The following is a 25,251-nucleotide window of genomic DNA, read 5'->3' as shown; positions in this document are numbered from 1 at the left end:
CCGTGCGCGTCGGTATCGGCTGCTATGCTGGTTTGACCGTGTTGCATTGACGCCGAGCAGCCAAGAGAGAGCCCGTCATGTCCCAGTTGCCATCCTTGAGCCAGTTACGCGACCCCGAAGTCTTCCTGCGCCGCCATTTGGGGCCCGACGCTGCCGAGCAACAGGCGATGCTCGACAGCCTCGGTCTCGGCAGCCGGGTTGAACTGATCGAGCAGACGGTGCCGCCGGGCATTCGGCTGAACCGGGTACTGGATTTGCCGCCGGCCCTTGATGAGCAGGCGGCGCTGGCCAAGCTGCGCGGTTACGCCGAGCAGAATCAGGTGTGGACCAGTCTGATCGGCATGGGCTACTACGGCACGCTGACGCCGACCGTCATTCTGCGTAACGTGCTGGAAAATCCTGGTTGGTACACCGCGTACACCCCGTATCAACCGGAGATCGCCCAGGGCCGTCTCGAAGCGTTGCTGAATTTTCAGCAACTGACCATCGACCTCACCGGACTTGAACTGGCCAACGCCTCGTTACTCGACGAAGCCACCGCCGCTGCAGAAGCCATGGCGCTGGCCAAGCGTGTGGCGAAGTCGAAGAGCAATCTGTTTTTCGTCGATGAGAACTGTCATCCGCAAACCATCTCCGTGGTGCAGACCCGCGCCGAAGGTTTCGGCTTCGAGCTGATCATCGACGCTGTGGATAACCTCAACCAGCATCAGGTATTCGGCGCGTTGCTGCAGTATCCCGACACTCATGGCGAGATCCGTGATCTGCGTCCGGTCATCGATCAGTTGCACGCGCAGCAGGCGTTAGCGTGTGTCGCCACCGATCTGCTGAGCCTGTTGCTGTTGACGCCGCCGGGTGAACTGGGCGCGGACGTGGTGTTCGGTTCGTCCCAGCGCTTTGGCGTACCGATGGGCTACGGTGGCCCGCACGCAGCGTTTTTTGCCAGCCGTGAGGAGTACAAACGGGCGATTCCGGGGCGGATCATCGGCGTGTCGAAAGACGCACGCGGTAACGTCGCGTTGCGCATGGCCCTGCAAACCCGTGAGCAACATATTCGCCGCGAGAAGGCCAACTCGAACATCTGCACCGCGCAGGTGCTGCTGGCCAACATCGCCAGTTGCTACGCGGTGTATCACGGGCCGCAAGGCTTGAAACGCATCGCCCAGCGCGTGCACCGCTTGACCTGCATCCTGGCGGCGGGCCTTGAGCGCCATGGTATTGCGCGGGTCAACGGACAGTTTTTCGACACCCTCACGCTGGAGGTGGGTGGTGCGCAGAGCGCGATCATCGACAGTGCCAGGGCCGCGCAGATCAACCTGCGGATTCTCGGCCGTGGCCGAGTGGGGTTGAGCCTCGACGAGACGTGCGATGAAAACACGGTGGCGAAGCTGTTCGATGTGCTGCTCGGTGCCGATCATGGTTTGAACGTCGACGACATTGACGCAGAAGCACTGGTTTCCGGCATTCCCGACCATCTGCAGCGCAACACGCCGTACCTGCGCCACCCGGTGTTCAACGCGCATCACAGCGAAACCGAGATGCTGCGCTACCTCAAGCAACTGGAGAACAAGGATCTGGCGCTCAACCAGTCGATGATCCCGCTGGGCTCCTGCACCATGAAACTTAACGCCACCAGCGAGATGATCCCCATCACCTGGCCGCAGTTCGCCAATCTGCACCCGTTCGCGCCTCGGGAGCAGGCAGTCGGTTACACCTTGATGATCGAAGAACTGCAGCGCTGGCTGTGCGCGATCACCGGGTTCGATGCAATCTGCATGCAGCCCAACTCCGGGGCTCAGGGCGAGTACGCCGGGCTGCTGGCGATTCGCAAATATCACGAGAGCCGGCATCAGGGCGCGCGGGATATTTGCCTGATCCCGTCCTCGGCCCACGGCACCAACCCGGCCTCGGCGCAGATGGCCGGGATGCGCGTGGTGATCGTCGAATGCGACGAGGCCGGCAACGTCGATCTGGACGACCTGAAAACCAGGGCGGCCGAGGCGGGGGACAAATTGTCGTGCCTGATGGCGACCTATCCGTCGACCCATGGTGTTTACGAGGAGGGCATCAGCGAAATCTGCGAAGTTATCCACCAGCACGGCGGGCAGGTGTACATGGACGGCGCCAATCTGAATGCGCAGGTCGGGCTGGCGCGGCCGGCGGACATCGGCGCCGACGTGTCGCACATGAACCTGCACAAGACGTTCTGCATTCCCCACGGCGGTGGCGGGCCGGGCATGGGGCCGATCGGCATTCGCGCGCACCTGGCGCCGTTCGTCGCCAATCATCCGGTTGTGCCGATTGACGGCCCGCTGCCGCAGAACGGCGCAGTCAGCGCGGCGCCGTGGGGCAGTGCGAGTATTTTGCCGATCAGCTGGATGTACATCGCGATGATGGGGCCGCAACTGGCGGATGCCAGTGAGGTGGCGATCCTCGCCGCGAACTATCTGGCGCAGCATTTATCCGGCGCATTTCCGGTGCTGTATACCGGGCGCAACGGGCGGGTGGCCCATGAATGCATTCTCGATCTGCGGCCGTTGAAGGCGCAGACCGGGATCAGCGAAGAAGACGTCGCCAAGCGCCTGATGGACTACGGTTTCCATGCGCCAACCATGTCTTTTCCGGTGCCGGGGACGTTGATGGTCGAGCCGACCGAGAGCGAATCCAAGGCCGAACTGGACCGGTTTATCGGCGCCATGCTGAGCATCCGTGCGGAAATCACCGAAGTGCAGAACGGCAACTGGCCGGCGGAAGACAACCCGCTCAAGCGCGCGCCGCATACCCTGGCGGATGTCACCGGAGTCTGGGAGCGGCCTTACAGCATCGAGCAGGGCATCACCCCGGATGCACACACCAAGGCGCACAAGTATTGGCCGGCGGTGAATCGGGTGGATAACGTTTATGGGGATCGCAATCTGTTTTGTGCCTGCGTCCCGGTGGACGATTACCGCTGAAGAGCAAAAGATCGCAGCCTTCGGCAGCTCCTACACTGATCCCTGTAGGAGCTGCCGAAGGCTGCGATCTTTTGCTTTTTGCTTAAAAAAATGCCGCTCGATCGAGCGGCATTTTTGTTGGCGCCGGGCTTACTCGGAAGCCACTGCGTTCTTCGCCAGAATCGCATTCGCCAGTTCCATGTCCGTGGCCTGCAGGCCCGGATTGTCGGCGCGGACTTTCTGCATGGCTGCTTCCAGATATGGCCCACGAATGCCGCCATCGCTGGCGACGAAGCTGCCGGCGTCGTCCTGCGCGGCAACGATCAGCTTGTGATCCTTGAAGGTCAGGTAGGTCGAACCGGTGGTGGCGCCGGACGAAATGACGTTACGCCAAAAGCTGTCGGCCATCGCTGAACCAACGGGAAGGGACAGCAAGGCAAGGGTGGCGACAGCAAGTTTGAGACGCATGATTGAGTGACTCCTGGGGGTTAACTACGGCGTTGGATAACGATTCCCCGATCCGGTTCCGTAGCGGCCTATTTCTGCTCGCTCTGCGGTGTCACCCGCAGCACTTCTTCGAGGGTGGTCAGCCCCGCCGCGACCTTCTGCGCACCCGACAGGCGCAGGCTGCGCATGCCTTCCTTGAAGGCTTGCCGGCGGATGGCGGTGAGGTCGGTGTCGGGGGTGATGAGCGCTTTGAGGCTATCGCTCAACTGCATGATTTCGTAGACCCCGGCGCGTCCGCGATAACCGGTGTCGCGACACTCCAGGCAGCCGATCGCGCGTTGCGCATTGCCCGGCAGCGGCGCCTGCCAGGGGCGGGTCAGGGTCTGCCAGTCCTCCTCTTCCAGCGTCAGCGGCGCCTTGCAGTGCGGGCACAAGGTACGCACCAGACGCTGGGCCATGACCCCGAGCACCGTGGCCTTGATCAGGTAGTGCGGCACGCCGAGTTCGAGTAACCGGCTGATAGCGCTGGGGGCATCGTTGGTGTGCAGGGTCGACAGCACCAGGTGGCCGGTGAGTGCCGCCTGAATCGCCATTTCCGCGGTTTCCAGGTCGCGAATCTCGCCGATCATGATGATGTCCGGGTCTTGCCGCATCAGCGCGCGCACGCCGGCGGCGAAGCTCAGGTCGATGTTGTGCTGCACCTGCATCTGGTTGAACGCCGGCTCGACCATTTCGATCGGGTCTTCGATGGTGCAGAGGTTGATCTCCGGCGTCGCCAGTTTCTTCAGCGTGGTGTAGAGCGTGGTGGTCTTGCCCGAACCGGTTGGCCCGGTGACCAGGATGATGCCGTTGGGCTGGCGGGTCATGTCCTGCCAGCGGCGCAGGTCATCGGCGGAAAAGCCCAACTGATCGAAGTCCTTGAGCAGCACTTCCGGGTCAAAAATCCGCATGACCATTTTTTCGCCAAACGCGGTGGGTAGCGTTGAAAGCCGCAGCTCCACCTCGCCGCCGTCCGGGGTTTTGGTTTTGACCCGGCCGTCCTGGGGTTTGCGCTTCTCGGCGACGTTCATCCGCCCGAGGCTTTTCAGGCGACTGACGATCGCCATGGTCACCTGCGGCGGGAATTGATAGACGTTGTGCAGCACGCCGTCGATGCGGAAACGCACGGTGCCCTGTTCGCGGCGCGGTTCGATGTGGATATCGCTGGCGCGCTGCTGGAAGGCGTACTGGAACAGCCAGTCGACGATGTTGACGATATGCGCATCGTTGGCATCCGGCTCCTGATCGCTGGCGCCGAGATTGAGCAGTTGTTCGAAGTTGCCGAGGTTGCCGCTTTGCTGATCGGCATTGCTGGCGCCGCTGACCGATTTGGCCAGGCGGAAGAACTCGACGCTGAAGCGCTGGATGTCCACCGGGTTGGCGACCACCCGTTTGATCGGCAGCTTCAGCACGTGGGTCAAGTCAGCCTCCCAACCGGTGACGTAGGGCTGGGCGCTGGCCACGACCACCGCATCGCGGTCGACCGCCACCGCGAGAATCCTGTGCCGCTGGGCAAAGGCGTAGGACATCAGCGGGGTGATGGCGGCGACGTTGATCTTCAACGGGTCGATGCGCATGTACGGTTGGCCGGCCTGCTGCGCCAGCCACAGGGTCAGGCTTTCCAGATCCAGATGTTTACCCGGACGGCTGAGGTCATCCAGTTGCTGGCTGGCAATGAACTCCAGCGGGTGCTGCTGGCCGTGGGTCGCGTGGCGGCGTCGGGCATTGAGCGCCTGCTCCGCCGAATCCTGGCTGATGAACCCTTGGGCGACCAATTCACGCAACACATCGTTGAGATCCAGCCAGCGGTCCTGAGTGGCGAGTTGAACGGACATGCGGGCTCCTTTTGAACGACAGTTCGCAAAGGATAGTCGTGGCCCCGCAGACCGTTGGGCCACTACCCGACAAAGCCGTTGCCGGATTTTTCAGCCAACCGCTTGCGCGGGCGTATCCCACGCCGCGTCGGCGTTTTGCAGGTTGACCGAGCAGACGCTGATCAGGTTACGAAGTTTTTCAGCAATCACTTGGGCGCGATGCCAACTGAAACCGCCCATGACGATGTCGATCGACATCAAGTCGTCCATCCGCTGCACATTGACCTGTTCAGGCGTGAGGAACTGCAGCGCGAACAGGTTCAGCACCCGCACCAGCAGATCCGGCTCGGCTTCGGCGAGGATCTGATACTGCGCCAGGCAATGGCTGTTGTTGACGTTCCAGACATCGGCCCGGGTTGGTGCGGTATTCACGGCTTCGAGGTGCGGCATGGCGAGTCTCCAAATAATACTGGAGAAATTTTTACATTCGGTGCCGGGTATTTCTTGGCTAAGATCGGTGTAATTGGCGAATGGTCGACTGGATTGATTCGCATGAATTGATATTTGAGGTTTTTCTATGCACAGCGATCTGGACAGCTACGACCGCAGGATTCTCGCCCTGCTGCAAGAGGACGCTTCCTTGTCCAGCGCACAGATCGCCGAGCAGGTGGGCCTGTCGCAGTCACCGTGCTGGCGGCGCATTCAGCGGATGAAGGAGGAGGGCATCATTCGCGGCCAGGTGACCTTGCTTGATCGCAAGAAGATCGGCCTGAACACGCAGATCTTCGCCGAGATCAAGCTCAACGCCCACGGGCGGTCGAACTTCACCGAATTCACCGAGGCGATTCGCGGTTTTCCGGAAGTGCTGGAGTGCTACGTGCTGATGGGCGCGGTAGATTTTCTGTTGCGGATTGTCGCGGCGGACATCGAGGCGTATGAGCGGTTCTTTTTCGAGAAACTGTCGCTGGTGCCGGGGATTCAGGAAGTGAATTCGATTGTGGCGCTGTCGGAGATCAAGTCCACCACCAGCCTGCCGGTCATGCGCTGATGGCCTCTGTGGCGAGGGGATTCATCCCCGATGGACTGCTGCGCAGTCCATCGGGGATGAATCCCCTCACCACGCAGTCATCACATGCGCAGCAGCATTTTCCACGCACGATTCTGATAAACCGCAATCGCCTGCTGCTTGCGCGCATCGAGCAGTTCGTCAGTGATGGTCGGTTCGTTGGCCAGTTGCGCCAGTTTGTTCAGCTCGCCGTACAGGCGATCCATTTCCGCAATCTCCAGCACGTTGCGCGCGTGGTGCAGCCAGACCTGGATGCGCTCGATGCGCGGCAGTTGCTCGGCCAGATCTTCCGGTTGCTGCTGATAGCGCTGCAATTGCAGGGACGTGGCTTCCTCGCCCAGCAGGCGCGGCAGCCAGCTGTGCAGTTGCGCGGCGCCCTGGCGGTTGCCGCGGGTGTTGCGCTCGGCGGTCCAGGCGTGGGCCAGCAGCCAGCGTGATGCGGTCAGCGAGAACAGGCCCCAGCGCGGGTCTTCCAGTTCTTCGAGGAATTGCTCCGGCGCCGCCTTGCGCACGTCTTCGTCTTCGATGCCGACCTGAACCAGCGGGCGCCAGTCTTCGAGCAATGCGTCCAGCGCCACGCGCAGGTCGTGAGTGGCCGGACGCGGTGCCGCCTGGCCGAGGCTGCTGAGCAGGGCGCGCATTTCGGCGAGGTTCTCGACCCAGTCCTGCAGCAGGCGCCAGTGGCCATTGAAGCGATATTGTTCGGCCAGACGCTGGCTGCTGCCGAGCAAGTGCCAGGCCAATGCGGCGAACGCGTCGTCGAGTGGGGTTTCCGGGGTCAGTTGCGGCGCCGGCAGGCTCAGCGAGTAGCTGTTGGCGTCGTACAGACGGTAGCCGCGCTCGGCCTTGCTGATGTCGCACGGCATCAGGGCCAGGGTTTCGGCCAGTTCGGCGGCCAGTTCCAGCAGTGCGGCCGGCTCGCCTTCGCGCAGTTCCAGTTCCAGCTCGCAGATTTCTTCTTTCTGCTTGCCGACCACCACGTGGCCCAGATCCAGCGCAGCTTCGATGACGACTTTGGCCTTGCCGCGGCCCCAGGCGATTTCCGCACGCTCGCGGACGAAGTCGGTGGTGAAGATCGGCTTCAGGGTTTTCTTGTCCAGCTCGGCCAGTGACTCGGGCCAGCATTCGCCGTCGAGTTTCTTCACGTCGAGCTTGGCTTTGGGCAACTTCCAGTCGTATTCATTACGCTCGGACAGACCGGCAACGCTCTGGCCGCGGGTCTTGAGGGTCTGAATCACTTCGTCACCGTCCTTGCGCAGGCGCAGGGCGACTTTGGCCTGGGCCAGGTCGCGCTCGGGGGTGTCGAAGTACTGGTTCATCAACTCACGGCGTTCCCAGCCATTTTTGTTGCGTTTTTTCAGTAGCGGGTGCTCGCGCAGGGCAGCGAGGGTTTCGCGGCTGACGCGGAGTTTGATTTCGGTTTCTTTCTGCATGGCCGGAAAATCCAGGATCGGGAGCGCAGCCGGGGGAATGTGTGGCTGCCAAGGCCGTGCAGTGTACAGGACTCAAACTTCCTACGCCCTGCGGCGGTTTATTCCTGGCGCCGGATGGCTCTATGATGGACTTCAAATCGGAGTTGGAGTCAGCGATGCCTTTGCCGTCCATGCAAGACCAGTTCGCTGCACTGATCGCCGTACCGTCGGTCAGTTGCACCCAACCGGGCCTGGATCAGTCCAACCGGGCGGTGATCGATTTGCTCGCCGGCTGGCTGGGTGATCTGGGCTTCAGCTGCGATATCCAGCAGGTCAGCCCCGGCAAATTCAACCTGCTCGCCAGTTACGGCAGCGGCCCCGGCGGTCTGGTGCTGGCCGGGCACAGCGATACCGTGCCTTATGACGATGCGCTGTGGCAGACCGATCCGCTGAAGCTTACCGAAGTTGACGGCCGCTGGGTCGGGCTGGGCAGTTGCGACATGAAGGGCTTTTTCGCGCTGATCATCGAGGCCGTGCAGCCGCTGCTCGATCAACCGTTCAAGCAACCGCTGCTGATCCTCGCCACCTGTGATGAAGAGAGCTCGATGTCCGGTGCCCGGGCGCTGGCCGAGGCCGGCAAGCCACTGGGCCGTGCGGCGGTGATCGGCGAGCCGACCGGGCTCAAGCCGATCCGCATGCACAAGGGCATCATGATGGAGCGCATCGATATCCTCGGGCAGAGCGGCCATTCGTCGGATCCGCGTTTGGGGCACAGTGCCCTCGAAGCGATGCACGATGCCATCGGCGAGCTGCGCGGTTTGCGCCTGTTGTGGCAGCGTGAATTCAACAATCCGCAGTTCAGCGTGCCGCAACCGACCATGAACTTTGGTTGTATTCATGGCGGCGACAACCCGAATCGCATCTGTGGCCAGTGTTCGCTGGAGTTCGACCTGCGTCCGTTGCCGGGCATGGACCCGAAAGTGCTGCGTGCGGAGATCCTGCGCAAGCTCAATCCCGTGGCCGAGCGGCACCAGGTGAAGATCGATTACAAACCGTTGTTCCCAGAAGTACCGCCGTTCGAACAGGCCGAAGACGCCGAATTGGTGCGCATCGCCGAAAAGCTCACCGGCCATCGTGCCGAAACAGTGGCGTTTGGCACCGAAGCGCCTTATCTTCAGCGCCTTGGCTGCGAAACCATCGTGCTCGGCCCCGGCGACATCGCCTGTGCCCACCAGCCCGGCGAATACCTCGAAATGTCACGTTTGCAGCCTACCGTGCATCTATTGCGGCAGTTGGTTGAACATTACTGCCTGAAGAATTGAACACATCCCTTGTAGGCGCTGCCGAAGGCTCGGGCCGCGTTCGGACGATCTTTTGATCTTGTCTCTTAAAAACAAAGTCAAAAGATCGCAGCCTGCGGCAGCTCCTACAGGGGAAGACGTTAAATTAGTGGGAATCCAACCCGTATTCATGAGGAGAACGCGCGTGTCGCCAAGCCTGTTCCGACGATAACCATCAGCCCGCTGTGCGTTTTCCGTTTCGCCCTTTTTTCCGGCTGCTATTTATTACAGGCCCAGGTTCATGCCCGAATACGTCAATTGGCTTCGTCACGCGTCCCCTTACATCAACGCTCACCGCGACTGCACGTTCGTCGTCATGCTGCCCGGCGACGGTGTGGAGCATCCGAACTTCGGCAACATCGTCCACGACCTGGTGCTGTTGCACAGCCTCGGCGTGCGTCTGGTGCTGGTCCACGGTTCGCGTCCGCAGATTGAAACCCGCCTCGCCGCTCGCGGCCTGACCCCGCACTATCACCACGGCATGCGCATCACCGATGCGGCAACCCTGGAATGTGTGATCGACGCGGTCGGTCAGTTGCGCATCGCCATCGAAGCGCGGCTGTCGATGGACATGGCCTCGTCGCCGATGCAGGGCTCGCGTCTGCGGGTGGCCAGCGGCAACTTGGTTACAGCGCGGCCGATCGGCGTGCTCGAGGGTGTCGACTATCACCACACCGGCGAAGTGCGCCGGGTCGACCGCAAAGGCATCAATCGCCTGCTCGACGAGCGCTCGATCGTGCTGCTGTCGCCGCTGGGCTACTCGCCGACCGGGGAAATCTTCAACCTCGCCTGCGAAGACGTCGCCACCCGCGCCGCCATCGACCTCGGTGCCGACAAACTGTTGCTGTTCGGCGCCGACCTCGGTCTGATCGACGAAAACGGCAAACTGGTGCGCGAACTGCGTCCGCAACAAGTACCTGCGCATCTGGCGCGTCTGGGCAACAACTATCAGGCCGAACTGCTGGAGGCCGCCGCCGAGGCCTGCCGTGGCGGTGTCGCGCGCAGCCATATCGTCAGCTATGCCGAGGACGGTGCACTGCTGACCGAACTGTTCACCCGCGATGGTGGCGGTACGCTGGTCGCTCAGGAGCAATTCGAATTGGTGCGCGAGGCGGCGATTGAAGACGTCGGCGGTTTGCTCGACCTGATCAGCCCACTGGAAGAGCAGGGGATTCTGGTGCGTCGCTCGCGCGAAGTGCTGGAGCGCGAAATCGAGCAGTTCAGTGTGGTTGAGCGTGAAGGGATGATCATTGCTTGTGCGGCGCTGTACCAGATTGCCGATTCGGACGCCGGTGAACTGGCGTGCCTGGCGGTGAATCCGGAGTACCGCCATGGTGGTCGCGGCGATGAGCTGCTGGAGCGCATCGAGACCCGTGCCCGGGCGCAAGGGTTGAAAACCCTGTTCGTCCTCACCACCCGTACCGCGCACTGGTTCCGCGAACGTGGCTTCGAGCCTAGCAGCGTCGAGCGCCTGCCGGCGGCGCGGGCGTCGCTGTACAACTATCAGCGCAATTCGAAGATCTTCGAAAAGACCCTCTGAAGATTAGCGAAGGACTTTTGTGGCGAGGGGATTCATCCCCGATGGGCCGCGCAGCGGCCCCCGCTTTAGCAAAAGCAGGGGACTGCTGCGCAGTCCATCGGGGATGAATCCCCTCGCCACCTATTCAATTGTTTTCGGTTACAAACTTCGCACTGACGTACGGCGAGTAGTCCGGCAGCACCGTCTCGACCTTGCCTTGTTCCTTCAAAAACTTCGCCGTCTCACCTATCGCCTTGGCCGTGCCGCCATCCAGCAGTGCGGTGGTTTGCTGCGCCTTGGCATCCGGGAAGGCCGACCCGGCCAGCAGCTCCGGTACGTCGGCCGCATTGGCACCGGTCAATTTGGCGATTTTCTGCACCGGCGCCGAGTCCGCCGTCCAGCTGTCTTTATGGCTGGCGTAATCGGCAAATGCGTCTAGAGTGACCTTGGCAAACTTGGCCACCACCTCAGGGTGCTTCTCGGCGTAGTCCTTGCGCGCGACCCAGACTTCGAAGGTCGGTGCGCCCCATTGGCCGACTTGTGCGGCATCGGTCAGGGTCTTGCCGGTCTTGCGGATTTCCCCCAGCGCCGGCGACCAGACAAACGCGCCATCTATATCTCCACGCTTCCACGCCGCTGCGATTTCTGCGGGCTGCAGGTTCACCACTTTGACTTTCGAGGTGTCCAGGCCCCAGTGCTTGAGTGCGCCGAGCAAGCTGTAGTGGGAGGTGGAAACGAAAGGCGTGGCGATGGTCTTGCCGACCAGATCCTGCGGGGTATTGATCCCGCTGCCATTGCGCACCACCAGCGCCTCGGCGGCGTTGATCTGCGCTGAAACAATGAAAGCGACGATCGGCAGATTGCGCGAAGCGGCCGCTGCCAGAGGGCTGGAGCCAAGGTTGCCGATCTGTACGTCGCCTGATGCGATGGCTGTCACAACTTCCGGGCCACTGTTGAAGCGACGCCAGTCGATTTTCTCGCCGATGGTCTTCTCGTAGACGCCGTCGGCCTGAGGGACTTTGCTCGGGTCGATACCGGTTTGATAGCCAACAGTGAGGTTGGCGGCATGGGCGGAAAAAGAAATCAGCGCTGATACACAAACTGTAACAAATTGACTAGATAGTGCGCGTTTGGCCATCATGGCGTCGCCTTTTCGATAGGGTTTGACGAATCGGGGTTGCGCCAAAGCTAATCGATATAAAAAAAGGCTAACAAATACCATTTAGGAATGAGCTTAGTCGCCGATACGCTGTTTCCCGGCGGAGGTGGCACGATACTGGCCATATTTCCAAATGATATGAAAAAGAATGAATAAATTCTTTTTGGGTTTATCAGGAAATCTTTACTCTGCACGGACCAAATCACTGCGATTAGACCTTGGTCGTAGACACACAAGGTTACGATTGACTTGTCAGTCACGGTCTGGCGCTAATCGCGCATCTTAGGATCCAGGGCATCAGACCCCGGGCCAGGAACACAAGAATTAGAAACGAGAGGAGCTTTACATGAACAAGTCCACCTTGGCCCTGGCTGTGGCCGTAGGGGTTTTGGCGCAGCAGGCAGGCGCCGCCGGTTTCATCGAAGACAGCAAAGCTACTTTGGGGCTGCGTAACTTCTACATCAACACCGATAACCGTGACTCCGGCACCAAAGCGGCTGGCGCTCAGAACAAGAACGAAGAATGGGGCCAAGGCTTCGATCTGCGTTTCATCTCCGGTTACACCCAAGGCACCGTAGGCTTCGGTATCGACGCCATCGGCCTGCTGGGCGTGCGCCTGGATTCGGGCGGCGGCACCAACGGTGCAACCTCGACGTCCTACGGTGGCACCGTGTTCCCGAGCAAGTCCAATGGCGAAGCTGTTGATAACTTCTCGAGTCTGGGCCTGACCGCCAAGGCCAAAATCTCTCAGACCGAACTGAAGCTGGGCACGTTGCAGCCGAAGAACCCGGTCATCGTGACCAACGACGGTCGTCTGCTGCCACAAACCTGGCAGGGTGGCCAGATCACTTCCGGCGAGATCAAGGACCTGACTCTGGTCGCTGGTCAGATCGAAGCAGTGAAAGGGCGTAACTCCAGTAACAACGAGAACCTGTCTGTTGGCGGTGCGAACGCTCGCGTGGCCAACAGCAACAAGTTCTACTACGCCGGTGGTGACTACAAAATCACCAAGGACCTCACTGCCCAGTACTACTACGGCAACCTGGAAGACTTCTACAAGCAGCACTTCCTGGGTCTGGTTCATAACTGGGCAATCGGCCCAGGCGTACTGAAGTCTGACTTCCGCTACTTCCACAGCAGCGACGACGGCGCCAACGGCAACACCGCCGCCTACTTCGGCAACGGTAACTACGTCGGCAATGTCAGCGGCAAAGGTCCGATCGACAACAACCTGTACAGCGGCCTGTTCCTGTATACCGTTGAAGGTCACACTTTCGGTGGCGGCTATCAGGTTTCCAACGGCAGCTCCGACTTCCCTTGGCTGAACCAGGGCGACGGTTCGTCGAACTACACCATTACCGACATGCAGATCCAGAAGTTCGGTCGTGCTGGCGAGAAAACCTGGCAAGCACGCTACTCGTATGACTTCGCCAAAGTCGGCCTGCCAGGCCTGACCGCCGGCATGGTCTACCTGCGCGGCAGCGACATCGACACCGTGGGTTCCAACCGTCGTGAGAACGGCAACGGCAACTCCGAGTGGGAACGCGATCTGACCATCGGTTACGTTATTCCTGAAGGCCCGGCCAAGAACCTGGGCTTCATGTGGAAAAACGCTACTTGGCGCAACGACATCCCGGGTCAGCGCGACCAGGACGAAAACCGCCTGATCGTCAGCTACTCGATCCCGCTGCTGTAATAGCGCGCTCAAGCGGCTGATGTAAAAAAGCCCCGTCCGGCATTGCGCCGGACGGGGCTTTTGCATTTTCGGGTCAGGCTCACCCCCGTAAGCCTGTCCCGAAATTTCCCTCTTTTGCAGCTACTCAAGGCCTTCTCGAACCTTGGGGTCGATGTTCGTCGCGATGGCGGCGAGCGTCCAGTGAACGATGTTTAATATTCCTTTAAGTGCTAGATATCTAGTTATTTATTCTTTTTCATGATGGCAAATCCCAAGCTACAGTTGAGTTCTCCAACAACTCATCAGGAGCAGCACCATGAGCCTCAGACTCGGCGACATCGCCCCCGATTTCGAACAGGATTCCAGCGCCGGCAAGATTCGTTTTCACGAGTGGCTGGGCGATAGCTGGGGTGTGCTGTTCTCCCACCCGGCCGACTTCACCCCGGTGTGCACCACCGAGCTGGGCTTCACCGCCAAGCTCAAGGATGAGTTCAGCAAGCGCGGCGTCAAAGCCATTGCGCTGTCGGTGGACCCGGTGGACTCGCACCACAAGTGGATCGAAGACATCAACGAAACCCAGAACACCATCGTCAACTTCCCGATCCTGGCCGATGCCGATCGCAAGGTGTCCGATCTCTATGATCTGATCCACCCGAACGCCAACGACACGCTGACCGTGCGTTCGCTGTTCGTCATCGATCCGAACAAGAAGATCCGCCTGACCATCACCTACCCGGCGAGCACCGGACGCAACTTCCACGAGATCCTGCGGGTGATCGATTCGCTGCAGCTTACCGACAACTACAAGGTGGCCACCCCGGCCAACTGGCAGGACGGTGAGGAGGTGGTGATCGTGCCGTCGCTCAAGGATGAGGAAGAGATCAAGCGGCGCTTCCCCAAAGGCTATCGTGCGGTGAAACCATACCTGCGCCTGACGCCGCAGCCGAATCGTTAAGATCAAAAGATCGCAGCCTGCGGCAGCTCCTACAGGAGTAAGCCGATCCATGTAGGAGCTGCCGTAGGCTGCGATCTTTTGGTGCATCCAAATAGCAGGGGATTTCAGGCCGTTTCGACGGCCTTTTTTTCGCGCGCAGTTTGTTGAAATGTATATCTCCAAAATGCATAACCAAATGAATAAATATGATTTATGGATATATAAATCAGCTGGTAAGGTCACTCCATCGAAGCGAGATCGCAACCCGCGAATCGCCTGTAACGCGCAAGGAATCGTCTGAATGCTGGTCGTCTCTCTCGGTGGCAGTCCCAGCCAGCGCTCCCGTTCCGGGGTGTTGCTGGAGCGCTCGCAACGCTGGTTGCAGGAGCAGGGGGTGGAAGTGGTGAGTTATCAGGTGCGGGACTTCCCGGCCGAAGACTTGCTCCACGCCCGCTTCGACAGCCCGAAGGTGCTCGACCTGCTGGCGCAGATTGAAAACGCCGACGGTCTGCTGATCGCCACGCCGGTGTACAAGGCGTCGTTTTCCGGCGCACTGAAGACCGTGCTCGATCTGCTCCCGGAACGCGCCCTGAACCACAAGATTGTGCTGCCGATGGCCACGGGCGGCAGCATCGCCCACATGCTGGTGGTCGATTACGCCCTCAAGCCCGTGCTGTCGGCATTGAAAGCCCAGGAAATGCTGCAAGGGATTTTTGCCGAGGACAGCCAGATTGCTTACGGCGAAGGCAGTGCCCAGGCGCAACTGGCGCCGGCGCTGGAGCAGCGTCTGCACGAGGCACTGGAGCAGTTTGTCAGTGCCATGGCCCGCCGGCCGAAACCGCTGGAGCCGGGGCTGTTGAATGAACGTTTGTTGAGTGCTCGCTGGAGCATTTAAGCCTTACCCGAATTTGCTCCACTCACCTTACTCAGCCGCTAACGGCCAAGCAGGTGCAGCCAAAACCCAACAGCAAAAAGGAGAGCGCTATGCGCCCTGTATTTTTGCGTCGTGGTCTGGTCGCTCTGTTTGCTGCGGCTGTGTCCTTCGGCGCCATTACTCAAGCTCAGGCCGAGACTCTACGGATCGGTTATCAAAAATACGGCACGCTGGTGCTGCTCAAAGCCAAAGGCACTCTGGAAAAGCGTCTGGCCGCGCAAGGCGTGGACGTGCAATGGACTGAATTCCCCGGCGGCCCGCAACTGCTCGAAGGCCTGAACGTCGGCTCGATCGACTTCGGTGTTACCGGCGAGACCCCACCGGTATTCGCTCAGGCTGCCGGTGCTGACCTGCTCTATGTCGCCTACGAGCCGCCAGCGCCGAACAGCGAAGCGATCCTCGTACCGAAAGACTCGCCGATCAAATCGGTCGCCGATCTGAAGGGCAAGAAAGTCGCGCTGAACAAAGGCTCCAACGTGCACTACCTGCTGGTGCGCGCCCTTGAAGATGCCGGCCTCAAATACGCTGATATCCAGACCGTATTCCTGCCGCCGGCCGATGCCCGCGCCGCGTTCGAACGCGGCAGCGTCGACGCCTGGGTAATCTGGGATCCGTACCAGGCCGCTGCCGAGAAACAGCTGCAAGCGCACACCCTGCGTGACGGCAAAGGCATCGTCGACAACCATCAGTTCTACCTCGCGACCAAACCCTACGCGCAGAAAAATCCCGAGGTGATCAAGACCCTCGTCGAAGAAGTGCGCGCCGTGGGCGAGTGGTCCAAAGCCAATCCTGAAGACGTGACCCAACAGGTCGCGCCACTGCTCGGCCTGCCGGCGGACATCACCCTGACCTCGGTGAAACGCCAAGGCTACGGTGCGCTGTTCCTGACCCCGGACGTGGTCGCCGCGCAACAGAAAATCGCCGACACCTTCTACCAGCTCAAGCTGATTCCCAAGCCGTTGAGCATCAAGGACGTGATCTGGACACCACCGGCCGCTGTGGCCCAAAGCTCGGTTACCCAAGCCCAGTAAATCGAATTTCCAAGGAGACCACTCCATGAGCCTTAATATCTTCTGGTTCCTGCCTACCCACGGCGACGGCCATTACCTTGGCACCGCCGAAGGCGCCCGCGCCGTTGACCACGGTTATCTGCAACAGGTCGCGCAAGCGGCGGATCGTCTGGGTTTTGGCGGCGTGCTGATTCCCACCGGCCGTTCGTGCGAAGACTCGTGGCTGGTGGCCGCGTCGCTGATCCCGGTGACCCAGCGTCTGAAATTCCTTGTCGCCCTGCGCCCCGGGATCATTTCCCCGACGGTGGCCGCGCGGCAGGCAGCGACCCTGGATCGTCTGTCCGGCGGGCGTGCGCTGTTCAACCTGGTGACCGGTGGCGACCCGGAAGAATTGGCCGGTGATGGTCTGTTCCTCGATCACGAAGCGCGTTATCAGGCTTCGGTGGAATTCACCCGCATCTGGCGTCGCGTGCTGGAAGGCGAAACCGTCGATTACGACGGCGAACACATCAGCGTGAAGGGCGCCAAACTGCTCTATCCGCCGATCCAGCAACCGCGTCCGCCGCTGTACTTCGGTGGCTCTTCGGAAGCAGCGCAGGATCTGGCTGCCGAACAGGTCGAGATGGTCCTGACCTGGGGCGAGCCGCCAGCGGCGGTGGCCGAGAAGATCGAGCAGGTGCGCGCCAAAGCCGCCAGGCTCGGACGTACCGTGCGATTCGGTATTCGTCTGCATGTGATCGTGCGCGAAACCAACGCCGAAGCCTGGCAAGCAGCCGACCGGCTGATCTCGCATCTGGACGACGACACCATCAAACGTGCGCAAGCATCGCTGGCGCGCTTCGACTCGGTTGGTCAGCAACGCATGGCCGCGCTGCACGGCGGCAGTCGCGACAACCTCGAAGTCAGCCCGAACCTGTGGGCCGGCGTCGGTCTGGTGCGCGGCGGCGCCGGTACCGCGCTGGTCGGCGATGGTCCGACCGTGGCCGCCCGCGTGAAGGAGTACGCGGATTTGGGGATCGATACGTTCATCTTCTCCGGTTATCCACACCTCGAAGAGTCGTACCGCGTCGCTGAGCTGCTGTTCCCGCACCTCGACATCGAGCGTCCGGAGCTGCCGAAAAGCGCCGGTTATGTCAGCCCGTTCGGCGAGATGGTGGCTAACGACATTCTTCCCAAAGCCGCGTCGCAGAGCTGAGGCGCGCCATGAAGAAACTTATCCACAACCTCGCGCCCTGGGCGTTGCCGGTGCTGTTGCTGGCGGTGTGGCAGTTGTCGGTGTCGGCCGGTTGGTTGTCGACGCGGATTCTGCCGGCACCGGTGGCGGTGATCGAGGCCGGTGTCAGCCTGGTGCGCAGCGGCGAAATCTGGACGCACCTGGCAATCAGCGGCTGGCGCGCGGCGCTGGGCTTCACCATCGGTGGCAGCATCGGCCTGGTGCTGGGCTTCATCACCGGCCTGTCGAAGTGGGGCGAACGCCTGCTCGACAGCTCGGTGCAGATGATCCGCAACGTGCCGCACCTAGCGCTGATTCCACTGGTGATCCTGTGGTTCGGCATCGACGAGTCGGCGAAGATTTTTCTGGTCGCATTGGGCACGTTGTTCCCGATCTACCTCAACACCTATCACGGCATCCGCAACGTCGACCCGGCGCTGGTGGAAATGGCGCGCAGTTATGGTCTGTCCGGTTTCAGTTTGTTCTGGCAGGTGATTCTGCCGGGGGCACTGCCTTCGATTCTGGTCGGCGTGCGCTTTGCGCTGGGCTTCATGTGGCTGACGCTGATCGTTGCCGAAACCATTTCCGCCAGCTCCGGCATCGGCTATCTGGCGATGAATGCCCGGGAGTTTTTGCAGACCGATGTGGTGGTGCTGGCGATCCTGCTTTACGCGGTGCTCGGCAAACTCGCCGACCTCGCGGCCCGTGGACTTGAACGTGTGTGGTTGCGCTGGCACCCGGCTTATCAGGTTGCCAAGGGAGGTGCGGCATGACCGCTCAACAACCTCCACGCCTGCTGCGCGGGATTCCGCTGGTGGTGCGCAACCTGCAGAAAACCTTTGGTGCGCGGCAGGTGCTGCGCGACATCGACCTGCACATTCCAGCGGGGCAATTCGTCGCCGTGGTCGGGCGCAGCGGGTGCGGCAAGAGCACCTTCCTGCGCTTGCTCGCCGGCCTCGATCAACCGACTGGCGGCGACCTGTTGGCCGGTGCCGCACCGCTGAGCGATGCGCGCGAAGACACCCGGCTGATGTTCCAGGAAGCACGGCTGCTGCCGTGGAAAAAGATCATCGACAACGTTGGCCTCGGCCTTAACGGCAACTGGCGCCCGCAAGCGCTTGAAGCGCTGGAAGCGGTGGGTCTGGCCGATCGTGCCAACGAATGGCCGGCCGCCTTGTCCGGTGGGCAGAAGCAGCGTGTGGCGCTGGCCCGGGCGCTGATTCATCAGCCGCGCCTGCTGCTGCTCGACGAGCCACTGGGTGCGCTGGATGCGCTGACCCGGATCGAGATGCAGCAACTGATCGAACGACTCTGGCAACAGCATGGGTTTACCGTGCTGCTGGTGACCCATGACGTCAGCGAAGCGGTGGCGATTGCCGATCGGGTGATTCTGATCGAGGACGGCGAAGTCGGCCTCGACCTGCCAGTGGAGTTGCCACGTCCGCGCGTGCGCGGATCGCATCGACTGGCGGCGCTGGAAACCGAAGTGCTCAACCGTGTTCTCTCCCTGCCTGGCGAACCGCCGGAGCCGGAACCTGTTTCACCACTGCCTACGCAATTGCGCTGGGCTCAATAACTCAAGTTACCTCCAACGACAGGAATCAAAGCCATGACTATCAAAGCCATCAACGTGCGCAACCAGTTCAAAGGCTCGATCAAGGAGATCGTTCTCGGCGACGTGCTGTCGGAAATCGACGTGCAGACCGCTTCCGGCATCGTCACTTCGGTGATCACCACCCGCTCGGTCAAGGAGCTGGAACTGGCGGTGGGCAGCGAAGTGATCGCCTTTGTGAAATCCACCGAGGTGTCGATCGCCAAGTTGTAAGCCAGTGAGTAAAAAACAACCCCGAAAGGCGTGAGCCCTTCGGGGTTTTTCTTTTTGAAGATCAAAAGATCGCAGCCTTCGGCAGCTCCTACAAGGGAATGCGCGCCTGTAGGAGCTGCCGAAGGCTGCGATCTTTTAGCGTTTAGGCAGATAAGGCGGCAGATACAACCCGAGATAGGCATCAAACACCCGCATCCCTTCCTCGGCCATGCGCGGTGTGATCTGCCCGTGTTGCTGTACCGAACGTGCATACACGCGGTCGCCCAGTTCCATCGCCAGCGCAAACACATCGACATCGCTCGGCAGGCGCGGCAATTCGAAGTGATGGTCGAACAGCTTGTGCATCAGGTCGCCCAGTTCTATGTCGTGCTGGCGGTCGGCCTGGGTCACTTCGGTCAGGCCGTGCTGGGCGAGGATCAACTGGCGGGCCGCAGCGTCTTCGTCGTAGATCTCCAGCATCCGCTCCTCGACCAGCCGCGACAGGTCACGCCAGTCGCGCAGGGCATCGTGGTCGATCGGCGCTTGCAGGCAGGCGCGAAACGCCGCATGCACGTCGGCGGTCAGCGCTTCGAGCAGTGCCGGGACGCTGGCGAAGAAGTGGTACACGGAGGAGGGCGGAATCTGCGCGCGTTCGGCGACGCTGTAGATCGACAGACTGGCCACCCCCTCGGCGGCCAGCAGCGTGCGCGCGGCGTCGAGTATCGAATCGATGCGCGCCTGGCTGCGGGCACGGGGTTTGCGGACGGGGGCGGGACGCGTCATGGAAGTCTCCTGCGGGGCAGCGAGCATTGTACGAGCCGGGTTCGATGTTGTCTGCCCGGACGCCATCGCTGGCAAGCCAGCTCCCACAAGGAATGTTTTTGTACTTGGAATCTATGCTCGACGAAGAGCATGTGGGAGCTGGCTTGCCAGCGATCCGCCGCAGGCGGCCCTTCACACCAAACACAGGGGTTTGTGTTCTGCCATAAAAAAACGCTGCGGGCTGTAATGGCCGGCAGCGTTTTTTATTCCTGCAAACCGCTTAAACGGTATGCAGATACCAGTTGTACTCAAGGTCGGAGATGGAGTGTTCGAACTCCTCCAGCTCGCTTTCCTTGCAGGCGACGAAGATATCGATGTATTTCGGATCGATGTACTTGGCCATCACCTCGCTGTCGTCCAGCTCACGCAGGGCATCGCGCAAGTTGTTCGGCAGGCTTTGCTCGTTCTGCTCGTAGCTGTTGCCTTCGACCGGAGCGCCCGGTTCGATCTTGTTCACCAGACCGTGATGCACACCGGCCAGAACCGAAGCCATCAGCAGGTACGGGTTGGCGTCGGCGCCGGCCACGCGGTGTTCAATCCGCACGGCATCGGCAGAGCCGGTCGGTACGCGGATCGCCACGGTGCGGTTGTCCAGGCCCCAGCACGGCGAGTTCGGTACATAGAACTGCGCGCCGAAGCGACGGTACGAGTTGACGTTCGGGCAGAGGAAAGCCATCTGCGCCGGCAGGGTCTCGAGCACACCGCCGATCGCGTGACGCAGCGCGGCGTTCTGCTCGGGATCCTCGCTTGCAAAGATGTTCTTGCCATCTTTGTCGAGCACCGAGATGTGGACATGCAGACCGTTACCGGCCTGGCCCGGATAGGGCTTGGCCATGAAGGTGGTGTCCATTTCATGGTCGTAGGCGATGTTCTTGATCAGACGCTTGAGCAGCACCGCGTAGTCGCACGCCTTGATCGGGTCGGCGACGTGGTGCAGGTTCACTTCGAACTGCGCCGGAGCACTTTCCTTGACGATGGCGTCGGCCGGGATGCCTTGTTCTTTGGCGCCTTCCAGAATGTCCTGGAGGCAGTCGACGTATTCGTCGAGGTCGTCGATCAGGTAGACCTGAGTCGAGTGCGGGCGTTTGCCGGAAATCGGCGAGCGTGGCGGCTGAGGGCGGCCGTTCACGTTTTCCTGGTCAATCAGGTAGAACTCCAGCTCGAAGGCTGCGCAGATGGTCAAGCCGAGCTCGTCAAACTTTGCAACAACTTGACGGAGCACTTCGCGCGGATCGGCGAAGAACGGGTCGCCTTCGAGTTCGTGCATGGTCATCAACAATTGCGCGGTCGGGCGCTTCTGCCATGGCTCGTTGCACAGGGTATCGGGGATTGGATAGCAGATCCGGTCGGCGTCGCCGATGTCCAGACCCAGGCCGGTGCTTTCCACCGTCGAACCATTGATATCCAGAGCAAATAGAGAGGCCGGCAGGTTGATGCCTTTCTCGTAAACCTTGTGGAGGCTGGTGCGTTCGATGCGCTTGCCGCGCACCACACCATTCATATCCGCAATCAGAAGGTCAACGTACAGAACCTCAGGATGTTCCTTAAGGAACGCGTTCGCTTCGTTAAGCTGAACGGCACGCGGGGGTACCGACATGATGCAACACCTTTGTTGTTAAAAATATCAATCATTGATCTTTTCTGGTTTCAGTCAACCCGAACGGCATGCCGAAGTCAAGCGAGGCCTTTTTTGCCCTAAAAAAGCGCTGCAAGGGCATTTATGGGGCACTTTGGGGCAGTTTTTTGTCCTTGGGACGCTTGGCACCCGCGGGCTTGAGCAGGCCGTGTTGTATTTTTTACGGGGGTGTTGTGTAAAAAAATGAACAAGGCTAAGCTCCGATCAAACCCATAACAGCAATAATACCGGGGTGCTTCATGTCTCGCCTGCCGTTAATCGGCATCACCGACTGCTCGCAACAGTCCGGTCTGCATGCTCAACACATCAGTGGCGACCAATCCGTCCGTGGTGCAGCCCGCAAGGCTCGCGGGCTGTCGACGATGTCCTCGTCCGCATCAGGCCAAACGGCAGCGTCCGTTATTCTGGACGTACGGCAAAGCATTCTGTTTATGGCGTCTTCCTTCAATATAGATCCCTTTGAGTCCCAAAGCCTGTGCCGCTCCCAAAGCCGTGCTCATGATTCTGCACGCCTTGAATGTGCACAGGAAATGCAACGCCAGCGTAAAGGGCAGGTAAGCTCCTCTTTCATTGTCGATGCGCGGTGCCAGGCGTAAGCCGGCACTGCGCGCAAGCAAGCCCCCTTTAACGCGACGCCACGGCGTCAAACTTTGCCTGACACGATGTCAGGAGACTCAGCCCAGAGGCATTTATGAGTAACAACCTCGACCAGCTCACCGATTGGTTGAAAGACCACAAGATCACAGAAGTCGAATGCATGATCGGCGACTTGACCGGTATCACCCGGGGCAAGATCTCGCCGACCAACAAATTCATCGCCGAGAAGGGCATGCGCCTGCCGGAAAGCGTGCTGTTGCAGACCGTGACCGGCGACTACGTCGAAGACGACATCTATTACGAACTGCTCGACCCGGCCGACATCGACATGATCTGCCGCCCCGACCAGAACGCCGTGTACCTGGTGCCATGGGCCATCGAGCCGACCGCCCAGGTGATCCACGACACCTACGACAAGCAAGGCAACCCGATCGAGCTGTCGCCGCGCAACGTGCTCAAGAAAGTCCTGAAACTCTACGCCGACAAGGGCTGGCAGCCGATCGTGGCGCCGGAGATGGAGTTCTACCTGACCAAGCGCAGTGACGATCCCGACTATCCGCTGCAGCCGCCTATCGGCCGCTCGGGCCGTCCGGAAATCGGGCGTCAGTCGTTCTCCATCGAAGCGGCGAACGAATTCGACCCGCTGTTCGAAGACGTCTACGACTGGTGCGAACTGCAGGAGCTGGACCTCGACACGCTGATCCACGAAGACGGCACGGCACAGATGGAAATCAACTTCCGTCACGGCGATGCACTGTCGCTGGCCGACCAGATCCTGGTGTTCAAACGCACCATGCGCGAAGCCGCGCTCAAGCACGACGTGGCCGCCACCTTCATGGCCAAGCCGATGACCGGCGAGCCGGGCAGTGCGATGCACCTGCACCAAAGCATCATCGACATCGAGACCGGCAAGAACGTGTTCTCCAATGAAGACGGGACCATGAGCCAGCTGTTCCTGCACCACATCGGTGGCCTGCAGAAACTGATCCCGGAATTGCTCCCGCTGTTCGCGCCGAACGTCAACTCGTTCCGCCGCTTCCTGCCGGACACTTCGGCGCCGGTGAACGTGGAGTGGGGCGAAGAGAACCGCACCGTGGGCCTGCGCGTCCCGGATGCCGGCCCGCAGAACCGCCGCGTGGAAAACCGCCTGCCGGGCGCCGACGCCAACCCGTACCTGGCGATTGCCGCGAGCCTGCTCTGCGGTTACATCGGTATGGTCGAGGGGCTGAACCCGAGCGCGCCGGTGGTCGGTCGCGGCTACGAACGCCGCAACCTGCGCCTGCCGCTGACCATCGAAGACGCGCTGGAGCGTATGGAAAACAGCGCAACCATCGAGAAATACCTGGGCAAGACCTTCATCACCGGCTACGTCGCGGTCAAGCGGGCCGAGCATGAAAACTTCAAGCGCGTGATCAGTTCCTGGGAGCGTGAGTACCTGCTCTTCGCCGTCTGATACGCCGGGCGCGGCTGGCAGCAGCCGCGCCTTCACCGATAACAAGGAGAATTGGCATGACCAGCAACAACCCGCAAACCCGTGAATGGCAAGCCCTCAGCAGCGAACACCACCTGGCCCCGTTCAGCGACTTCAAGCAGCTGAAAGAAAAGGGCCCACGGATCATCACCAACGCCAAGGGCGTGTACCTGTGGGACAGCGAGGGCAACAAGATCCTCGATGGCATGGCGGGTCTGTGGTGCGTGGCGATCGGTTATGGCCGCGATGAGCTGGCGGACGCTGCCGCCAAACAGATGCGCGAACTGCCTTACTACAACCTGTTCTTCCAGACCGCGCACCCGCCGGCGCTGGAACTGGCCAAGGCCATCGCCGACGTGGCGCCTGAAGGCATGAACCATGTGTTCTTCACCGGCTCCGGCTCCGAAGGCAACGACACCATGCTGCGCATGGTTCGCCACTACTGGGCGATCAAGGGCCAGCCGAACAAGAAAGTCATCATCAGCCGCAAGAACGGTTACCACGGTTCCACCGTGGCCGGCGCGAGCCTGGGTGGCATGACCTATATGCACGAGCAGGGCGACTTGCCGATTCCGGGCATCGTCCACATCGCCCAGCCGTACTGGTTCGCCGAGGGCGGCGACATGTCGCCGGAAGAGTTCGGCATCTGGGCCGCCAATCAGCTGGAAGAGAAGATTCTTGAAGTCGGCGTGGACAACGTCGGCGCCTTCATTGCCGAGCCGATCCAGGGCGCCGGCGGCGTGATCATTCCGCCTGATACCTACTGGCCGCGCATCAAGGAAATCCTCGCCAAGTACGACATTCTGTTCGTCGCTGATGAGGTGATCTGCGGTTTCGGCCGTACCGGCGAGTGGTTCGGTTCGGATTTCTACGACCTGAAACCGGACATGATGACCATCGCCAAAGGCCTGACCTCCGGTTACATCCCGATGGGTGGCCTGATCGTCCGTGACGATGTGGTGAAGGTGCTCAACGAAGGTGGCGACTTCAACCACGGCTTCACCTACTCCGGGCACCCGGTGGCGGCAGCGGTGGGTCTGGAAAACATCCGGATTCTGCGCGACGAGAAAATTATCGAGAACGCGCACAACGAAACGGCACCGTATTTGCAGAAACGTCTGCGCGAACTCAACGACCACCCGTTGGTGGGCGAAGTGCGTGGCGTCGGTTTGCTGGGGGCGATCGAGCTGGTGCAGGACAAGGCCACTCGCAAGCGTTACGAAGGCCGGGGCGTGGGCATGATCTGCCGGCAGTTCTGCTTCGATAACGGCCTGATCATGCGCGCCGTGGGCGACACCATGATCATTGCGCCGCCGCTGGTGATCAGCAAGGCGGAGATCGATGAACTGGTGACCAAGGCACGCAAGTGCCTGGACCTGACCCTCAGTGCGTTGCAAGCCTAAGTGCTAGGCTTCGAGCGGGGGAGCTG

At 60.8% G+C, this 25,251-nt stretch carries 21 protein-coding genes; 14 read left to right on the top strand and 7 right to left on the bottom strand.

The features are described from left to right. The first annotated feature begins 77 nt into the window (after positions 1-77). Positions 78-2,951 carry an aminomethyl-transferring glycine dehydrogenase gene (gene gcvP, locus ACYZUM_RS25095; RefSeq protein WP_108184143.1) on the top strand — a complete coding sequence of 958 codons (2,874 nt, stop codon included), beginning with the start codon at positions 78-80 and terminating at the stop codon, positions 2,949-2,951. 129 nt (positions 2,952-3,080) lie between these two features. Here gcvP and ACYZUM_RS25090 read toward each other — a convergent pair whose 3' ends face one another. The 3 genes from ACYZUM_RS25090 to ACYZUM_RS25080 all read right to left on the bottom strand — a co-directional run bounded on the left by ACYZUM_RS25090 (position 3,081) and on the right by ACYZUM_RS25080 (position 5,680). Further along, complete coding sequence (locus ACYZUM_RS25090) at positions 3,081-3,401, bottom strand: DUF2388 domain-containing protein (protein WP_169843014.1); 321 nt, start codon at positions 3,399-3,401, stop codon at positions 3,081-3,083. 65 nt (positions 3,402-3,466) lie between these two features. After that, positions 3,467-5,251 (bottom strand): type IV pilus assembly ATPase TfpB, encoded by a 1,785-nt coding sequence (tfpB, locus tag ACYZUM_RS25085; RefSeq protein ID WP_108184142.1) that lies wholly within the window; start codon positions 5,249-5,251, stop codon positions 3,467-3,469. Between the two features lie 90 nt (positions 5,252-5,341). Further along, on the bottom strand, positions 5,342-5,680 hold the full coding sequence (locus ACYZUM_RS25080; protein WP_108184141.1) for a hypothetical protein: 339 nt from the start codon (positions 5,678-5,680) through the stop codon (positions 5,342-5,344). A gap of 127 nt (positions 5,681-5,807) precedes the next feature. Here ACYZUM_RS25080 and ACYZUM_RS25075 point away from each other — a divergent pair, with 127 nt between their 5' ends. Next, positions 5,808-6,278: an Lrp/AsnC family transcriptional regulator gene (locus ACYZUM_RS25075; RefSeq protein ID WP_108184140.1), complete on the top strand. Its 471-nt coding sequence runs from the start codon at positions 5,808-5,810 to the stop codon at positions 6,276-6,278. Between the two features lie 80 nt (positions 6,279-6,358). Here ACYZUM_RS25075 and ACYZUM_RS25070 read toward each other — a convergent pair whose 3' ends face one another. Next, the gene (locus tag ACYZUM_RS25070; RefSeq protein ID WP_142579904.1) at positions 6,359-7,729 is read right to left on the bottom strand and encodes a CYTH domain-containing protein; all 1,371 of its coding nucleotides are present in this window, start codon (positions 7,727-7,729) and stop codon (positions 6,359-6,361) included. A 155-nt stretch (positions 7,730-7,884) separates the two neighbouring features. On the opposite strand from ACYZUM_RS25070, the gene argE reads away from it, so the two are divergent. Further along, a complete protein-coding gene (argE, locus tag ACYZUM_RS25065) occupies positions 7,885-9,030 on the top strand; it encodes an acetylornithine deacetylase (protein ID WP_108184446.1) in 1,146 nt (381 codons plus the stop codon). A gap of 259 nt (positions 9,031-9,289) precedes the next feature. Beyond that, complete coding sequence (gene argA, locus ACYZUM_RS25060) at positions 9,290-10,588, top strand: amino-acid N-acetyltransferase (protein WP_142579903.1); 1,299 nt, start codon at positions 9,290-9,292, stop codon at positions 10,586-10,588. A 124-nt stretch (positions 10,589-10,712) separates the two neighbouring features. On the opposite strand, the gene tauA is transcribed toward argA, so the two are convergent. Beyond that, complete coding sequence (tauA, locus tag ACYZUM_RS25055) at positions 10,713-11,708, bottom strand: taurine ABC transporter substrate-binding protein (protein WP_108184139.1); 996 nt, start codon at positions 11,706-11,708, stop codon at positions 10,713-10,715. A 364-nt stretch (positions 11,709-12,072) separates the two neighbouring features. Between tauA and ACYZUM_RS25050 the strand changes: the two genes are divergently transcribed. The 8 genes from ACYZUM_RS25050 to ACYZUM_RS25015 all read left to right on the top strand — a co-directional run bounded on the left by ACYZUM_RS25050 (position 12,073) and on the right by ACYZUM_RS25015 (position 19,317). Further along, entirely contained in the window at positions 12,073-13,422 is a 1,350-nt protein-coding gene (locus ACYZUM_RS25050; protein ID WP_047297205.1) for an OprD family porin, read from the top strand. Between the two features lie 295 nt (positions 13,423-13,717). Next, positions 13,718-14,356: a peroxiredoxin gene (locus tag ACYZUM_RS25045; RefSeq protein WP_108184138.1), complete on the top strand. Its 639-nt coding sequence runs from the start codon at positions 13,718-13,720 to the stop codon at positions 14,354-14,356. 280 nt (positions 14,357-14,636) lie between these two features. Further along, the gene (ssuE, locus tag ACYZUM_RS25040; RefSeq protein ID WP_041072109.1) at positions 14,637-15,230 is read left to right on the top strand and encodes an NADPH-dependent FMN reductase; all 594 of its coding nucleotides are present in this window, start codon (positions 14,637-14,639) and stop codon (positions 15,228-15,230) included. Positions 15,231-15,319: 89 nt separating this feature from the next. Then, complete coding sequence (locus ACYZUM_RS25035) at positions 15,320-16,300, top strand: sulfonate ABC transporter substrate-binding protein (RefSeq protein WP_108184137.1); 981 nt, start codon at positions 15,320-15,322, stop codon at positions 16,298-16,300. 25 nt (positions 16,301-16,325) lie between these two features. After that, entirely contained in the window at positions 16,326-17,474 is a 1,149-nt protein-coding gene (gene ssuD / locus ACYZUM_RS25030) for an FMNH2-dependent alkanesulfonate monooxygenase (protein WP_041072113.1), read from the top strand. Positions 17,475-17,482: 8 nt separating this feature from the next. After that, the gene (gene ssuC / locus ACYZUM_RS25025) at positions 17,483-18,265 is read left to right on the top strand and encodes an aliphatic sulfonate ABC transporter permease SsuC (protein ID WP_086792340.1); all 783 of its coding nucleotides are present in this window, start codon (positions 17,483-17,485) and stop codon (positions 18,263-18,265) included. Then, entirely contained in the window at positions 18,262-19,068 is an 807-nt protein-coding gene (ssuB, locus tag ACYZUM_RS25020) for an aliphatic sulfonates ABC transporter ATP-binding protein (RefSeq protein ID WP_108184136.1), read from the top strand. Before ssuC ends, ssuB begins: the two co-directional genes overlap by 4 nt. A gap of 33 nt (positions 19,069-19,101) precedes the next feature. Further along, on the top strand, positions 19,102-19,317 hold the full coding sequence (locus ACYZUM_RS25015; RefSeq protein WP_007967989.1) for a TOBE domain-containing protein: 216 nt from the start codon (positions 19,102-19,104) through the stop codon (positions 19,315-19,317). A gap of 135 nt (positions 19,318-19,452) precedes the next feature. Here the strand turns inward: ACYZUM_RS25015 and ACYZUM_RS25010 are convergent, their stop codons facing one another. Both ACYZUM_RS25010 and ACYZUM_RS25005 read right to left on the bottom strand, forming a co-directional pair. Next, positions 19,453-20,079 (bottom strand): TetR/AcrR family transcriptional regulator, encoded by a 627-nt coding sequence (locus ACYZUM_RS25010; protein WP_108184135.1) that lies wholly within the window; start codon positions 20,077-20,079, stop codon positions 19,453-19,455. A 259-nt stretch (positions 20,080-20,338) separates the two neighbouring features. After that, positions 20,339-21,715, bottom strand: a complete 1,377-nt coding sequence (locus ACYZUM_RS25005; RefSeq protein ID WP_003229254.1) for a glutamine synthetase family protein — start codon at positions 21,713-21,715, stop codon at positions 20,339-20,341. A 730-nt stretch (positions 21,716-22,445) separates the two neighbouring features. Between ACYZUM_RS25005 and ACYZUM_RS25000 the strand changes: the two genes are divergently transcribed. Beyond that, a complete protein-coding gene (locus ACYZUM_RS25000; protein WP_007967993.1) occupies positions 22,446-23,804 on the top strand; it encodes a glutamine synthetase family protein in 1,359 nt (452 codons plus the stop codon). Positions 23,805-23,860: 56 nt separating this feature from the next. After that, entirely contained in the window at positions 23,861-25,225 is a 1,365-nt protein-coding gene (locus ACYZUM_RS24995; protein ID WP_086792334.1) for an aspartate aminotransferase family protein, read from the top strand. Positions 25,226-25,251 lie beyond the last annotated feature (26 nt).

This window comes from Pseudomonas sp. m6p (genome assembly GCF_055760375.1).
The sequence above is the reverse complement of the archived record's forward strand: the minus strand, read 5'-3'. Positions and strand labels throughout refer to the sequence as shown.

Bases quoted from the DNA above. Each gene is read 5' to 3' on its own strand.
- gcvP (WP_108184143.1), top strand. From the start codon at position 78: ATGTCCCAGTTGCCATCCTTGAGCCAGTTACGCGACCCCGAAGTCTTC.
- tfpB (WP_108184142.1), bottom strand. From the start codon at position 5,251: ATGTCCGTTCAACTCGCCACTCAGGACCGCTGGCTGGATCTCAACGAT.
- ACYZUM_RS25080 (WP_108184141.1), bottom strand. From the start codon at position 5,680: ATGCCGCACCTCGAAGCCGTGAATACCGCACCAACCCGGGCCGATGTC.
- ACYZUM_RS25075 (WP_108184140.1), top strand. From the start codon at position 5,808: ATGCACAGCGATCTGGACAGCTACGACCGCAGGATTCTCGCCCTGCTG.
- ACYZUM_RS25070 (WP_142579904.1), bottom strand. From the start codon at position 7,729: ATGCAGAAAGAAACCGAAATCAAACTCCGCGTCAGCCGCGAAACCCTC.
- argE (WP_108184446.1), top strand. From the start codon at position 7,885: ATGCCTTTGCCGTCCATGCAAGACCAGTTCGCTGCACTGATCGCCGTA.
- argA (WP_142579903.1), top strand. From the start codon at position 9,290: ATGCCCGAATACGTCAATTGGCTTCGTCACGCGTCCCCTTACATCAAC.
- tauA (WP_108184139.1), bottom strand. From the start codon at position 11,708: ATGATGGCCAAACGCGCACTATCTAGTCAATTTGTTACAGTTTGTGTA.
- ACYZUM_RS25050 (WP_047297205.1), top strand. From the start codon at position 12,073: ATGAACAAGTCCACCTTGGCCCTGGCTGTGGCCGTAGGGGTTTTGGCG.
- ACYZUM_RS25045 (WP_108184138.1), top strand. From the start codon at position 13,718: ATGAGCCTCAGACTCGGCGACATCGCCCCCGATTTCGAACAGGATTCC.
- ssuE (WP_041072109.1), top strand. From the start codon at position 14,637: ATGCTGGTCGTCTCTCTCGGTGGCAGTCCCAGCCAGCGCTCCCGTTCC.
- ACYZUM_RS25035 (WP_108184137.1), top strand. From the start codon at position 15,320: ATGCGCCCTGTATTTTTGCGTCGTGGTCTGGTCGCTCTGTTTGCTGCG.
- ssuD (WP_041072113.1), top strand. From the start codon at position 16,326: ATGAGCCTTAATATCTTCTGGTTCCTGCCTACCCACGGCGACGGCCAT.
- ssuC (WP_086792340.1), top strand. From the start codon at position 17,483: ATGAAGAAACTTATCCACAACCTCGCGCCCTGGGCGTTGCCGGTGCTG.
- ssuB (WP_108184136.1), top strand. From the start codon at position 18,262: ATGACCGCTCAACAACCTCCACGCCTGCTGCGCGGGATTCCGCTGGTG.
- ACYZUM_RS25015 (WP_007967989.1), top strand. From the start codon at position 19,102: ATGACTATCAAAGCCATCAACGTGCGCAACCAGTTCAAAGGCTCGATC.
- ACYZUM_RS25010 (WP_108184135.1), bottom strand. From the start codon at position 20,079: ATGACGCGTCCCGCCCCCGTCCGCAAACCCCGTGCCCGCAGCCAGGCG.
- ACYZUM_RS25005 (WP_003229254.1), bottom strand. From the start codon at position 21,715: ATGTCGGTACCCCCGCGTGCCGTTCAGCTTAACGAAGCGAACGCGTTC.
- ACYZUM_RS25000 (WP_007967993.1), top strand. From the start codon at position 22,446: ATGAGTAACAACCTCGACCAGCTCACCGATTGGTTGAAAGACCACAAG.
- ACYZUM_RS24995 (WP_086792334.1), top strand. From the start codon at position 23,861: ATGACCAGCAACAACCCGCAAACCCGTGAATGGCAAGCCCTCAGCAGC.